General features: G+C 70.3%; 12 protein-coding genes. 7 read left to right on the top strand and 5 right to left on the bottom strand.

Annotated features, from left to right (window positions below):
- Positions 1-85 precede the first annotated feature (85 nt).
- Positions 86-754: a DUF8185 domain-containing protein gene (locus ABD663_RS03130; protein WP_344736395.1), complete on the top strand. Its 669-nt coding sequence runs from the start codon at positions 86-88 to the stop codon at positions 752-754.
- Here the strand turns inward: ABD663_RS03130 and ABD663_RS03125 are convergent, their stop codons facing one another.
- From ABD663_RS03125 to pepN, 4 genes are all read right to left on the bottom strand, one after another.
- Entirely contained in the window at positions 755-2425 is a 1671-nt protein-coding gene (locus ABD663_RS03125) for an FAD-binding dehydrogenase (protein WP_344736394.1), read from the bottom strand.
- 16 nt (positions 2426-2441) lie between these two features.
- Complete coding sequence (locus ABD663_RS03120) at positions 2442-2837, bottom strand: globin (protein WP_344736393.1); 396 nt, start codon at positions 2835-2837, stop codon at positions 2442-2444.
- Entirely contained in the window at positions 2834-3913 is a 1080-nt protein-coding gene (locus ABD663_RS03115) for a mechanosensitive ion channel family protein (RefSeq protein ID WP_344736392.1), read from the bottom strand. Before ABD663_RS03115 ends, ABD663_RS03120 begins: the two co-directional genes overlap by 4 nt.
- Positions 3914-3979: 66 nt before the next feature.
- On the bottom strand, positions 3980-6526 hold the full coding sequence (pepN, locus tag ABD663_RS03110; protein WP_344736391.1) for an aminopeptidase N: 2547 nt from the start codon (positions 6524-6526) through the stop codon (positions 3980-3982).
- Between the two features lie 169 nt (positions 6527-6695).
- Here pepN and ABD663_RS03105 point away from each other — a divergent pair, with 169 nt between their 5' ends.
- The 6 genes from ABD663_RS03105 (at position 6696) to ABD663_RS03080 (ending at position 12548) form a co-directional block, all read left to right on the top strand.
- Complete coding sequence (locus tag ABD663_RS03105) at positions 6696-7241, top strand: ribose-5-phosphate isomerase (protein WP_344736390.1); 546 nt, start codon at positions 6696-6698, stop codon at positions 7239-7241.
- A gap of 8 nt (positions 7242-7249) precedes the next feature.
- Positions 7250-8248 carry an Fpg/Nei family DNA glycosylase gene (locus tag ABD663_RS03100; RefSeq protein WP_344736389.1) on the top strand — a complete coding sequence of 333 codons (999 nt, stop codon included), beginning with the start codon at positions 7250-7252 and terminating at the stop codon, positions 8246-8248.
- A gap of 36 nt (positions 8249-8284) precedes the next feature.
- Positions 8285-8923, top strand: coding sequence for an FMN-binding negative transcriptional regulator (locus ABD663_RS03095; RefSeq protein ID WP_344736388.1), 639 nt, complete (start codon positions 8285-8287; stop codon positions 8921-8923).
- The gene (locus ABD663_RS03090; protein ID WP_344736387.1) at positions 8920-10407 is read left to right on the top strand and encodes an amidohydrolase; all 1488 of its coding nucleotides are present in this window, start codon (positions 8920-8922) and stop codon (positions 10405-10407) included. Before ABD663_RS03095 ends, ABD663_RS03090 begins: the two co-directional genes overlap by 4 nt.
- A gap of 96 nt (positions 10408-10503) precedes the next feature.
- The gene (locus tag ABD663_RS03085) at positions 10504-11865 is read left to right on the top strand and encodes a sensor histidine kinase (RefSeq protein WP_344736386.1); all 1362 of its coding nucleotides are present in this window, start codon (positions 10504-10506) and stop codon (positions 11863-11865) included.
- 20 nt (positions 11866-11885) lie between these two features.
- Positions 11886-12548 carry a response regulator transcription factor gene (locus tag ABD663_RS03080; protein ID WP_344736385.1) on the top strand — a complete coding sequence of 221 codons (663 nt, stop codon included), beginning with the start codon at positions 11886-11888 and terminating at the stop codon, positions 12546-12548.
- Between the two features lie 12 nt (positions 12549-12560).
- Here ABD663_RS03080 and ABD663_RS03075 read toward each other — a convergent pair whose 3' ends face one another.
- Positions 12561-13046, bottom strand: coding sequence for a Dps family protein (locus tag ABD663_RS03075; RefSeq protein ID WP_344736384.1), 486 nt, complete (start codon positions 13044-13046; stop codon positions 12561-12563).
- Positions 13047-13126: the final 80 nt, after the last annotated feature.

Genomic DNA, 13126 nt, shown 5'->3' with positions numbered 1-13126 from the left:
CTCATCCTCGGTGGGACGCGGGCTGGCATCGGTCACAGGATCTCCGTCTCGGGTCGGGTGCCGCTCGCTCGGTAGTCTAGGGCGGATGCCACACCGCCTCCTCTTCGCGGACGCCGAGACCGCCGCCGACCTCGTCCTGTTCGCGGGGCGGACGGCATCCCTCTCGGACGGCGCCGTCCGGCTGCGCGCCGATGCCGGCACGCTCGTCGTCACCGGTGCCGCCCTCGCGCCGCGAGGCCTGTTCGACTCGACGCCGACCGTCCTGGGGTTGCGCGCGATGCCGGTCGATCCGGAGTTGGTCACAGACGTCGTGGTCACGGCCGCGGAACTGACGGTCGACGCCGCCGATCCGTGCGCGGTCGTGCTGCCCGAGACCGCGGTGTCCGCTTCGTGGGCGGGGGTGTCCCCGCCGCGCAGCGGATGGGTCGATGCCGGCACCATCGACGCCGCGACGCTCGCGGCTCGGGCGCAGTGGGGTATCGCCTCCGTCGCCGAGGGCATGCCGCGGGACCCCGGCGAGGACGCGGTCCGCGCGCTGCGGGCGTCGGTGTGGTCACCGGGCGACGACGATCTCGGCGGTCTTCCCCTCGGCGTCGCGTTCGCGGCTTTCGCCTTCGGGTTCATCGGCGGCGAGGAGCGCGCGATCGTCCGTACGGCCGGCCCGTGGACCCGTCTCAGTCTCGCGCGCGGTCATGTGTTGCTGCGCGGACCCGTGCGGTCGGGCCTCACTGCGGTGCGGGAGACGGGCGCCTAGTCAGACCGCGGCTGCCGCCGAACGTCCAGCCGCGCGACCCGAGAAGAGGCATCCGCCCACGAAGGTGCCCTCGAGCGCCCGATAGCCGTGGACGCCCCCGCCGCCGAAGCCGCTGGCCTCGCCGGCGGCGTAGAGGCCCGGCACCGGGTGGCCGTCGGCCCCCAGGGCGCGCGAGCCCAGATCGGTCTCGATCCCGCCGAGCGACTTGCGTGTGAGCACGTGCAGCTTGACGGCGATGAGGGGCCCGGCCTTCGGATCCTGGATGCGGTGCGGAGGTGCCGTGCGCACAAGGCGGTCACCGCGATAGGCCCGCGCCGAGCGGAGCATCGCGATCTGCGCGTCCTTGGTGAAGTCGTTGCCGATCTCGCGGTCGCGTCCGTCGAGTTCGGCGCGGACCAGGTCGGGATCGAGGAGGTCGCCGCCGGGGAGTGCCCGCATCCCTTCCAGCAGCGAGTCCAGATCGTCGCGGACGACGAAATCGGCGCCGTGGTCCAGGAAGGCCTGCACCGGGCCGGCCGCGCCCTTGCCGAGCCGCGAGCGAACGAGCAGCGGAACGTCCTTGCCGGTGAGATCCGGATTCTGCTCGCTGCCCGACAGCGTGAACTCCTTCTCGACGATGCGGTGCGACAAGACGAACCACGAGTGATCGTGACCGGTCGCGCGCAGGTGCGCGAGTGTTCCGAGGGTGTCGAACCCGGGGTAGAGCGGCACGGGCAGCCGACGACCGGTGGCGTCGAGCCAGAGAGACGACGGGCCGGGGAGGATGCGGATTCCGTGCCCCGGCCAGATCGGGTCCCAGTTCTGGATTCCCTCCACGTAGTGCCACATGCGGTCGGTGTTGATCAGACGGGCTCCGGCGTTCTCGGTGACGGCGAGCATTGCGCCGTCGACGTACGCGGGAACGCCGGTGACCATGGTCTTCGGTGCCGTCCCGAGCCGCGTCGGCCAGTTGCGGCGGACCAGGTCGTGATTCGCGCCGATCCCGCCCGACGAGACGATGGTCGCGCCGGCGGTCACCTCGAAGGCGCCGACGACCTCGCGTGACGACGCGACGCCACGAGTCGCTCCCGATGGTGCCAGCACGTCGCCGCTCGCGCCGACGACGACGCCGTCGTGCACGGTCAGCTGCGTCACGCGATGACGGGCGAGGATCCTGACGCGGCCGGCTGCTTCGCCGGCTTCCACGGCGGCCTGGAACGGCGCGACGAGCCCGGGTCCTGTTCCCCAGGTGACGTGGAATCGAGGCACGGAGTTGCCGGGGCCGGTCGCCCCGTAGCCACCGCGCTCGGCCCAGCCGACGACGGGGAAGAAGCCGACGCCCTTCTCGCGCAGCCATGCCCGCTTCTCGGTGTGCGCGAAGTCGAGGTACGCCTCGGCCCAGCGGCGCGGCCATGCGTCCTCGTCGCGGTCGAACCCCGCGGTGCCGAACCAGTCCTGCCGCGCCAGGTCGAGGGAGTCGCGGATGCCCATGCGCCGCTGTTCCGGCGAGTCGATGAAGAACAGGCCGCCGAACGACCACCACGCCTGGCCGCCGAGGTTCGTGCGCGGCTCCTGGTCGACGATCACGACGCTCTTGCCGGCCGCCACCGCCTCTGAGGCGGCGACGAGTCCCGCCAGCCCCCAGCCGATGACCAGGACGTCGGTCGTGCGTGCGGTGGTCGTGGCGGACATCGGTGTCTCCGATCGGTCAGGGGCGGGGCTCGAAGGTGTTCACCATGGCGTAGGCGGCGCGCTGCAGGTAATCCCACAGCGTCGCGTCGTGCAGGGGCGGAAGCCCGAGGTCGTCGAGGGAGGCGCGCATGTGTGCGAGCCAGCGATCGCGCGCATCGGGGTCGACGTGGAACGCGGCATGCCGCATCCGCAGCCGGGGGTGGCCACGCTGTGCGCTGTAGTCGATCGGCCCACCCCAGTACTGAACCAAGAACATCCGCAGGCGCTCCGCGGCGGGCCCGAGGTCCTCCTCGGGGTACATCGGACGAAGCACGTCGTCGTCGGCGACGCGTCGGTAGAAGCCGGCGACGAGGCGGTCGAAGACATCGGCGCCGCCGACCTCGTCGTAGAACGAGACGGGTTCGGTCGTCACGGGGAGTCCTCCGGAGTGTCGGGCTTGTCGCGCTTGGGACGCCACACGGGCCGGGCGGGGACTTCGTCGGTGTCGGGCGCCAGCGGATTGGGTTTGGTCTTCGGAGGATTCGCGCCTCGCACCCGCTGCGCGCCCTCGAGGCCCGACAGCGTGACGGTCGACAGCTGCGGCAGCCGGATGCCGGCCTCGTCCATCGCCGTCTTCACTCGGCGCCGCAGCTCCTGCGCGACGTCGTCCTTCGCCCCTGCCCGCGTCTTCATGACGACACGGACGATGAGCGCGTCTCCCGAGACCGACTCGAGCCCCCAGACCTCGGGCTTCTCGATGACGCGGGTGCGCCACTTCGGATCCTCCGAGAGGGCGATCGCGGTGTCCATCAGCGTCGTCTCGACCCGGTCGAGATCGGCATCGAGCGCCACGGCGAGGTCGACGATGACCCGCGACCACCCCTGCGAGAGGTTGCCGATGCGGGTGATCTCGCCGTTGCGGACGTACCACAGCGTCCCGTTGACGTCCCGGACATGGGTGACCCGGACGCTCACGTACTCGACGATGCCGGCGGCCAGGCCGAGGTCGACGACGTCGCCGATTCCCACTTGGTCCTCGGCGACGATGAAGATGCCGTTGAGCACGTCCTTGACGATGTTCTGGGCGCCGAAGCCGAGACCCGCGCCGATGGCCGCGGTGAGCAGCGTCAGCGAACCGAGGGCGTTGGGCGCGAACACATTGACGACGAGCAGGATGACGATGATCACCAGCGCGACGTTGACGACGTTCTGGAGGATGGATCCCAGGGTGCGGGTGCGCTGCACGACGCGCACCGAAGCCAACGGCGAACGCTCGAGAGCCTGGGTGTCGACGACGTTCGCCTTCGACTTCGCGCCGTTGACGATGCGGTTGACGACACGGCGTATCACCAGACGCAGGATCCACGCCAGCAGGAAGGCGACGACGAGGATGATCCCGACCGTGATCAGGTCGAGGCCGACCTCGATGAGCCACGCGGTGACCGGCTGCCACCACGTCGGCGCGGTCGGCTCGGTGGCCGGGTCGGCGTCGAACGGCAGGGTGCTCATCGGCATGATCCTAACCACCGTCGCCCCGGCCGCGCCTGAGCGCGGACCGGGGCGTCGGTGGAGGCTCTACTGGGCGTCGCGTTCCTGCACGGCGAGGGCGCGCTCGACGCCGGCGAGGTTCTCGGCGACCATGCGGCGCAGCGCGGGAGCGGCGTCGGCGTGGTCGGCCAGCCAGCGGCGCGTCGCGTCGCGCAGGTCGGTGCTGGCCAGCGGCGCGGGATACAGGCCGAGCACGAGGTACTCGGCGATCTTGTACGTCCGCGACTCCCACACCGGCAGCAGCATGTCGAAGTACGGCCCGACGAACTCGCCGAGCAGCTCGACGCCCGCGGGATGCACGAAGCCGAGGCTCGTCGTCCGCACGATCGTGTTCGGCAGGTCGGCCTTCGAGACCAGGGAATCCCAGGCGGCGCGCTTGGCCTCGGCGGTCGGCAGGGCGGCCTTCGCCTGGGCGGCGAACTCGCCGCCCTTCGCCGTGTTGTCGGCGGCGAGCGCGGCATCGATGTCTGCGGCGGAGACGACCCCGCCGGCCGCGAGAGAGACGAGCAGCTGCCACGACAGATCGGTGTCGATCTCGAGACCCTCGAGTGTCACCTCTCCGTCGCGCAGGCCGCGCACGGTCTCCCAGTGCTGCGCTGTGGCCGCTGCCGTGGCGAACGCGGTGGTGAACTGCAGCTGGCTGTCGCTGCCCGCCGCGGCACTCTGTGCGAGCGCCCACAGCGCGTCGGCGACCTTGACGCGCGTCTGCTCGCGGCGTTCGGGCGCGACGTACGAGTTCGCGGCGAGCTGCAGCTGGGCGAGTGTCGTCCGCACCGTGGTCGACTCGGTCTCGGATCCGATGTTGCCGAGCACGAGATCGACGTAGTCGGAGGCGGAGGCTTCCGCGTCGCGGGTCTGGTCCCATGCCGCACCCCAGACGAGCGAGCGAGCGAGAGGATCGCTGATCTTGGCGAGGTGCTCGATCGCGGTCTGCAGCGAGCGGTCGTCGAGGCGGATCTTCGCATACGCGAGATCGTTGTCGTTGAGCAGCACCAGGTCGGGCCGCGCGCGGCCCTTCAGCTGCGGCACCTCCGTGAGGTCGCCGTCGACGTCGAGCTCGACGTGATGCACGCGCACGAGGGCATCGCCCTCGAGCCGGTAGAACCCGACGCCGAGGCGATGCGGGCGGATGGTCGGATAGTCGGCGGGGGCCGTCTGCACGATCGCGAACCGCGTGATGACGCCGTCGTCGTCGGTGCGGATGTCGGGCGAGAGCGTGTTGACCCCGGCCGTCTCGAGCCACTTCTTCGACCACGTCGCAAGCTCGCGTCCGCTGGTCGTCTCGAGCTCGGTCAGCAGATCGACGAGTTCGGTGTTGCCCCACTCGTGCTTGGCGAAGTAGGCCGAGACGCCGGCGAAGAACGCTTCGACGCCCACCCACGCGGCCAGCTGCTTGAGCACGGACCCGCCCTTGGCGTAGGTGATGCCGTCGAAGTTGACCTGCACGTCTTCGAGATCATTGATCTGCGCGACGACGGGATGGGTCGAGGGAAGCTGGTCCTGGCGGTAGGCCCACGTCTTCTCCATCGCGTTGAACGTCGTCCACGCCTCGGTCCACTCGGTGGCTTCCGCCGTGGCGATGGTCGACGCCCACTCGGCGAACGACTCGTTGAGCCAGAGGTCGTTCCACCACTTCATCGTGACGAGGTCGCCGAACCACATGTGCGCGAGCTCGTGCAGGATCGTGACGACGCGGCGCTCCTTGACGGCGTCGGTGACCTTGCTGCGGAACACATAGGTCTCGGTGAAGGTCACCGCCCCGGCGTTCTCCATGGCGCCCGCGTTGAACTCGGGCACGAACAGCTGGTCGTACTTCGCGAACGGGTAGGGATAGTCGAACTTCTCCTCGAAGTAGGCGAAGCCCTGCCGTGTCTTGTCGAAGATGTAGTCGGCGTCGAGGTGCTGCCACAGACTCTTGCGGCCGTAGACGCCGAGCGGGACCACCCGCCCCGACGCGCTCGTCAGCTCGGAGAACGTCGCCTCATAGGGTCCCGCGATGAGCGCGGTGATGTACGACGAGATACGGGGTGTCGGCTCGAACCGCCACGTCGACACGCCGTCGCCGTGGTCGTTGGGTTCGGGCGTCGGCGAGTTCGAGACGACCTTCCACGCCGAGGGTGCGGTGACGGTGAACTGGAAGGTGGCCTTGAGGTCGGGCTGCTCGAAGACGGCGTACACACGGCGCGAGTCGGGCACCTCGAACTGCGAATACAGGTAGACCTCGCCGTCCACCGGGTCGACGAAGCGGTGCAGACCTTCGCCGGTGTTGGTGTAGAGCGCATCGGCGACGACGACCAGTTCGTTCTCGACCTCGAGGTCGTCGAGCTGGATGCGGGAGTCGTCGAACACCGCGGCGGGATCGAGGGACCGGCCGTTGAGCGTGATCTCGTGCACCTCTCGGGCGATGAGATCGATGAACGTGGCGGCGCCGGGCGTGGCCGCGAAGCGGACGATCGTGCGCGAGCCGAACACCTCGGCGCCCTTCGTCAGGTCGAGCTCGACCTCGTACGAGTGGGTGTCGACGATCGCACGGCGCTCCTGCGCCTCGACGCGGGTGAGATTCTCTCCAGGCACTGAACTGTCTCCCGTGGATGCTGGGTGGGTGGGGCATCGTCACGGCGCGGTCGGCGCCGCTGACAACCCTGCAAGCTTACGTCGTGTGGCCCGCGCAGGCCCGTCACGGTCCACAGCGCACGGGACGGCACAGGCGAAACGGCCGCACAGCGCTCTTAGGATGAGGGCCATGCGCATCCACATCGCCACCGACCACGCGGGGCTCGAGTTCTCGACCCGTCTGCAGCATCACCTCGCTGAACAGGGACACGACGTCGTGGACCACGGCCCCGTCGAGTACGAGCCGCTGGACGACTATCCCGCGTTCTGCATCCGTGCCGCTCAGGGTGTGATCGCCGACCGGCAGAACGGCGTCGAGTCGCTGGGCGTCGTCTTCGGCGGATCGGGGAACGGCGAGCAGATCTCGGCGAACAAGGTGCGCGGCATCCGCGCGGCGCTGGTGTGGAACCTCGCCACGGCCGAGCTCGCGCGCGAGCACAACGATGCGAACGTCATCGCCATCGGCGCACGCCAGCACACGTTCGAAGAAGCGTCGGCCTTCATCGACCGGTTCATCGAGACGCCCTTCTCGGGGGAAGAGCGCCACGTTCGGCGCATCGGGCAGATCGCCGCGTTCGAGGACGACGGTTCGCTCGTGCCCGACCCGCGCGCCGGCGGCACGACGCCCGATGTGCTCGCTGCAGACGACAGCGCGTTCGATCCCGAGGCCGGCTGAGTCGAGGAATGCCCGAAGGCCACTCCGTCCATCGCATCGCCCGCCAGTTCGAGCGCAACTTCGTCGGTCGCGTCGTCGCAGCCTCCAGCCCGCAGGGTCGTTTCGTCGAGGGTGCCGCCGCGCTGGACGGTCGCACCGTCACCGAGGTGCGTGCCGTCGGCAAGCAGATGTTCCTCGAGTTCGACGATGGTCTCTGGCTGCGGGTGCACCTGGGCATGTACGGTGCGTGGGACTTCGCCGGAGAGATCCTCGTCGACCCCACGATCGCCTCGGCGAACGGTCGCATGGGGCAGACCAATCAACGCGGCACCGATCTGGACGACGCGGTGTACGACGCCGCCGGCGAGAACTCGCTGACCTCGATCGGGGCGCCGCGCAGGGCGCGTGTGCACGTGCGGATGTCGGAGCAGACCACGGGCCTCGCAGCCGACGACGAGCAGTGGCCACCGCCGGTCGTCGGCCAGGTGCGGCTGCGCTTGCTCACCGAGTCGACGTGCGCGGACCTGCGCGGGCCGACGGCGTGCGTGCTGCAGACACCCGACGAGGTCGCGGCCACGATCGCCGCGCTCGGCCCCGATCCGCTCGTCGACGATCCGACAGACGGTGAGGAGCGGTTCGCGACCGCCGTCGGCCGCACAGCGACGCCGATCGGCAAGCTGCTCATGGACCCCGCAGTGGTCAGCGGAATCGGCAACGTCTACCGCGCTGAACTGCTGTTCCGGGCGCGTCAGAACCCGCACACCCCGGGACGGGACGTGCCCCGCGAGACGGTGCGCGGCATCTGGCGCGACTGGGTCGACCTGCTGCGGATCGGCGTCGAAACCGGTCAGATGATGACGATGGACGACCTCGACCCCGAGGCGTACCGGCGGGCGATGGCCCACCGCGACGATCGGCACTGGGTCTACCACCGCGCCGGCCTGCCGTGTCGCGTGTGCGGCACCGCGATCGTCGTCGAGGAGATGGCGACCCGAAAGCTCTACTGGTGTCCGTCCTGCCAAGCCTGACGCGGCTCGGGGCAGCATCGGTCCTAGGCTGAGTCCGTGCGTCAGAACCCCAGCTTCGCCATGACGGATGTGTCAGAGCTCCGCCGACTGGTCGACCGCAATCCGTGGGCCACGCTGGTGAGCTCCGCCGACGACGGTCCGGTGGCATCCCACTACGCCGTGCTGCTCGACGACGAGCGCGACGACCTCACGATCGTCGGGCACGTCGGAAAGCCCGACGACCTGATCCACGGCCTCGGCGAACGCGAACTGCTCGTCGTCGTGCAGGGACCGCACGGATACATCTCGCCGGGCTGGTACGGCGATGTGGCGTCGGTGCCCACGTGGAACTTCGTGTCGGCGCACCTCACCGGCATCCCCGAGCTGCTCTCTCCCGACGAGAACCTGCGGGTCCTCGACCGCCTTGTCGCACACTTCGAGTCGCGCCTGACCGAGCCGCGGCTGATGTGGGAGCGACCCAACGACGAGGCGTACATCGAGCGACTCGCACGTGGCACGGTCGGATTCCGCCTCACTCCCACGCGCGTGGTCGCCAAGCGCAAACTCAGTCAGAACAAGTCGGCCGACGTCGTCGAGCGCATCATCGGCGAGCTGTCCGGGGGCGGACCGTACGCGCAGCCCGAACTGGCGGCAGAGATGCAGCGCGCACTCGACGCGCGCGGAGCCGAGCGGTGACCGCCCGCGGCGACCGGATCGACGTCGTCGCAGATGTGCGCGTCGCCGGGCCCGGAGGCCTCGGCGCGGCCGAAGTCGTCGATGTGCATCTGGGGGATGGCCGCGTGCTCGACGTCGCACCCGCGGGCGCCCTTCCGCGCCGCGGACTCGTTCTCGATGCCGGTGGCGGCTGGCTCGTCCCCGGGCTGTGGGACCACCACGTCCATGTGCTGCAGTGGGCGCTCGTCACCCAGCGCGAGCCGCTGGGCGCAGCGGAATCGGCCGCCGAGGCGGCCGCGATCATGGGGCGGGCCGCTGTGCTCGGCGATGGCCGACGCGTGGGCACGGGCTTCCGCGATGCGCTCTGGCCGGACACGCCGTCGCTCGACCTGCTCGACCGGCAGACCGGCGACGTCCCCACCTACCTCATCAACGCGGATGTGCACAGCGTCTGGCTGAACTCGGCCGCGCTGCGGCGGGAGGGGATGCGCTCGACGAACGGGTTGCTGCGCGAGACCCCCGCCTTCGAGGTCTCACGCCGGCTGAACCTCGTCGATGCGCTGACCGGCGACGCGCTGGTGGCGCAGATGGCGCACGAGGCTGCCGCGCGCGGGGTCGTCGGCATCGTCGACCTCGACATGGCATGGAACGCCGAGTCGTGGCGGCGACGACTCGCTGCCGGGTTCGACGCATTGCGGGTGGAGTTCGGGATCTATCCGGACCTCCTCGACCGTGCCGTCGACGAGGGGTTGCGCTCGGGGCAGACTCTCGACGGCACCGATGGGGACCTCGTCCACGTCGGCCCGCTGAAGGTCATCACCGACGGCTCGCTCGGAACGCGCACCGCCGCCTGCTCCCACCCGTATCCCGGCGATCCGCACGACCTCGGGATGCTCACCGTCGACCCCGCCGACCTCACCGCATGGATGACCCGTGCGGCGGGCGCGGGCATCGAATGCGCGATCCACGCCATCGGCGACGTCGCCAACGCGCACGCCCTCGACGCCTTCGCCGCCAGCGGAGCGTGGGGTCGGATCGAGCACGCTCAACTGATCGCGCATGCCGACATCCCGCGGTTCGCCCGTCTCGGCGTCGCCGCGAGCATCCAGCCCGAGCACGCCGTGGACGACCGGGATCTCACCGATCGGCTCTGGCGGTTCCAGACCGCTCTCGCCTACCCGCTGCGCTCGCTCGTCGACGCGGGTGCCACGGTGCTCTTCGGGTCGGACGCCCCCGTATCGCCCCTCGATCCGTGGGCGGCGATCGCCGCCGCCGTGCACCGCACCCGCGACGGCCGCGAGCCGTGGCATCCCGAGGAGACGGTCGACGTCCTCACGGCGCTCACCGCTTCGTCCCATCGGGGGGCGAGCGCGGCCATCGAGCCGGGTGCGACCGCTGATCTCGTCCTCTGCGGGTCGGACCCGTTCGGCGCGACGGAGGCCGGCCTGCGTTCGATGGCGGTGTCGGCGACGTTGCTCGGCGGCCGGGTCACACACGCGGGCTGAGGAGGCCGCCCGATGGAGAAGCGGGGGGACAGCCCCCCGACGGCTCCGGGAGCGGATCGGATGCCGCTCGCGGACGCGCGTGGCCAGGCTGGGACCATGGACATCGAGGAGACCACCGTGACCCCCGCACAGCCGAGCGGATTCTGGGCGTCCTACGGGAAGCTGTGGAAGCACACGCCCGGCAGCGCCGCCTATCTGATCGTCGCGTTCGCGCTCGCCATGACCGCCGTGAGCGTGCTCGCGGCCATGTTCTGGGCGGGCGTGGGTCTGCTGATCCTGATCGTGGGAGTCCCGCTGATCGTCGTCACCCTGATCGTCGCGCGCGGATTCGGCGTCGCGGACCGCTACCTGCTGCGCCTGACCGGGCTCGCCGACATCGCCGAACCCGAGTGGGACCACGACGATCCGACCCGCACCAGCCTCTGGTACACGCTGTCGCGACCGTTGAGGGGCGCCCACTACTGGCTCTACCTCGTGCACGGGATGATCGTGAGCCCGATCGTGGCGACCGTGACCTTCGCGCTGACGACGGTCTGGCTGAGCCTCAGCCTCGGAGGCCTCACGTACTGGTTCTGGAGCGCTTTCCTGCCGAGCGGGAACGGCGGGCGCTGGGGCCACTACGTCGCCGACGCGATGCCCCGCATATTCGGCGGGTGGGCCTCGGAGACCGTCGAGGTCGTGCTCTTCCTCGTCGCGGGCGTCGTGTTCGCGTTCACGCTGCCATGGGTCATGCACGGACTCGCCCGCGCCCACCACGGCATCGCGCGTGGGATGCTGGGTCGCTGGCGCTCCGACGACCTCGCGACCGAGGTGAAAGCCGAAGCGGCGGCCCGCGGCGCGGCCGTGCAGGCCGAGGACGCGGCGCTGCGTCGGCTCGAGCGCGATATCCACGACGGCCCGCAGCAGCGGTTGGTGCGCCTTCAGCTCGACCTCGCCGCGGTCGAGCGGCGCGCGGAAGCCGGCGACAACGAAGGCGCCGTCGAGATCTCGCGCGAGGCGATGGTGCACGCCAAGGCGGCGCTCGACGAACTGCGCGCGCTGTCGAGCGGCGTCGCTCCGCCCCTCCTGCAGGACCGCGGGCTCGCTGCGGCCCTCTCGGCCCTCGCGGCGGGCACGCCCCTCGTGGTCGGGGTCGACGTCGATCCGGCCGTCGACGCGGCCGCGAGTTCAGAGGTCGCGCGCACGGTCTACTTCATCGCCGCCGAGCTGCTCACGAACGTCGTCAAGCACGCCCAGGCGACCGGTGCGAACCTCACGGTGTCGCTGCGATCCGCCCCCGACCGGATGCTCGATCTCTGGGTGGTCGACAACGGTCGTGGGGGAGCCCAGCTGCGCGAGGGACATGGTCTGGAGGGCCTGCGTGCACGCGTTGCGGGGCTGCGAGGCGTGCTGGAGGTCGACAGCCCCGCGGGGGGCCCGACGACGGTCGCGGTGCACATCCCGCTGTCGGACCGGTGAGCGGGCCTTATCCTGGCGCCATGCCCGATCCGTCCCACCGGCCGCTGCGCATCGTGCTCGTCGAGGACTCGGTGCTGCTGCGCGAGGGATTGGTCCGCCTCTTCCAGGAGGCGGGCCATGTCACCGTCGGTGCCTTCGACGATGCCGAGGATCTCGTCGCCCGGGTCGACGCGGCCGACGCCGACATCGTCGTCCTCGATGTACGGCTGCCACCCGGGTACCGCGACGAGGGGATCCGGGCGGCGCTCGACCTTCGCGCGCATCGGCCGAAGATCGGCATCCTGGTGCTGAGTCAGTACGTCGAAGGCGTCTATGCTCGAGAGCTGCTCGCCGGGGGTGGCGGGCTCGGCTACCTGCTCAAGGACCGGGTGGCATCCCTCGATGAGTTCACCGACGCGGTGCGCCGCGTGCACGCCGGCGGGACGGTGCTCGACCCGGACGTCGTGCGCGAGCTCCTCGCCGCGCGCCCGGATCCGCTGGCATCGCTCACACCGCGCGAACGCGACACTCTTGAGCTGATGGCCGAGGGACGCAGCAACTCGAGCATCGCCGAGCGGCTGTTCATCGGGGTCGGCGCCGTCGAGAAGAACATCGGCTCGATCTTCGTGAAGCTCGGGCTCGATGATTCCGGTTCCGAGCACCGCCGGGTGCTGGCGGTACTCGCGTGGCTGCAGCGGTCGTGACCGCGTCGGCGACTACTCGGCGAGGTGCGCGAAGAGGAACCAGCGGTCCTTCTCGAGCGACTCCTTGATCGCGATTGCGACGTCCTGGCTCGTGAGGTCGATCTCATCGAGGCCGTCGATGGCGGCCTGGACGTCGGCGATGACCGCGTCCATGTCGGCGATGACGTCGCGCACGATGTCGTCCCACGGGGTGAACCCGGCGGGCACCTTCGTCGCGGTCGCCTTCTCTGCGACCGTCGCGACACGGGCGTCGATCGGCAGGCCGAGTGCGACGATCCGTTCGGCGGCCTGGTCGGCACCCGCAGCGGCGTGGTCGACGATCGTGTCGAGAAGCTCGTGGATCGCGATGAAGTTCGCGCCCCGGACGTTCCAGTGGGCCTGCTTGCCGTTGACGGCGAGCGCCTGGAGCCCGATGACGACGGGGGTGAGGAACTGCGCCGCACCGGCGGCGGCGGTGGGGTCGGCCGCGGTGGCCTGCGTGGTCTGGGTCTTCGTCATCTGAATCGCCTCCGGTTCGGGGGTTTCTGCACGGGGGCGGTGGCCCGCCATGCGCCTACAACGCTACTCGCGCGTCGATA

It is taken from the genome of Microbacterium awajiense (genome assembly GCF_039536545.1).
In the GTDB taxonomy this organism is placed as follows: domain Bacteria; phylum Actinomycetota; class Actinomycetes; order Actinomycetales; family Microbacteriaceae; genus Microbacterium; species Microbacterium awajiense.
Note: the sequence above shows the minus strand (reverse complement) of the source record. Positions and strands in the feature narration are given on the sequence as shown.

What these genes read in the sequence shown, in the direction of transcription:
- ABD663_RS03130 (WP_344736395.1), top strand. Translation starts at nt 86, where the DNA reads ATGCCACACCGCCTCCTCTTCGCGGACGCCGAGACCGCCGCCGACCTC.
- ABD663_RS03125 (WP_344736394.1), bottom strand. Translation starts at nt 2,425, where the DNA reads ATGTCCGCCACGACCACCGCACGCACGACCGACGTCCTGGTCATCGGC.
- ABD663_RS03115 (WP_344736392.1), bottom strand. Translation starts at nt 3,913, where the DNA reads ATGAGCACCCTGCCGTTCGACGCCGACCCGGCCACCGAGCCGACCGCG.
- ABD663_RS03105 (WP_344736390.1), top strand. Translation starts at nt 6,696, where the DNA reads ATGCGCATCCACATCGCCACCGACCACGCGGGGCTCGAGTTCTCGACC.
- ABD663_RS03100 (WP_344736389.1), top strand. Translation starts at nt 7,250, where the DNA reads ATGCCCGAAGGCCACTCCGTCCATCGCATCGCCCGCCAGTTCGAGCGC.
- ABD663_RS03085 (WP_344736386.1), top strand. Translation starts at nt 10,504, where the DNA reads ATGGACATCGAGGAGACCACCGTGACCCCCGCACAGCCGAGCGGATTC.
- ABD663_RS03080 (WP_344736385.1), top strand. Translation starts at nt 11,886, where the DNA reads ATGCCCGATCCGTCCCACCGGCCGCTGCGCATCGTGCTCGTCGAGGAC.
- ABD663_RS03075 (WP_344736384.1), bottom strand. Translation starts at nt 13,046, where the DNA reads ATGACGAAGACCCAGACCACGCAGGCCACCGCGGCCGACCCCACCGCC.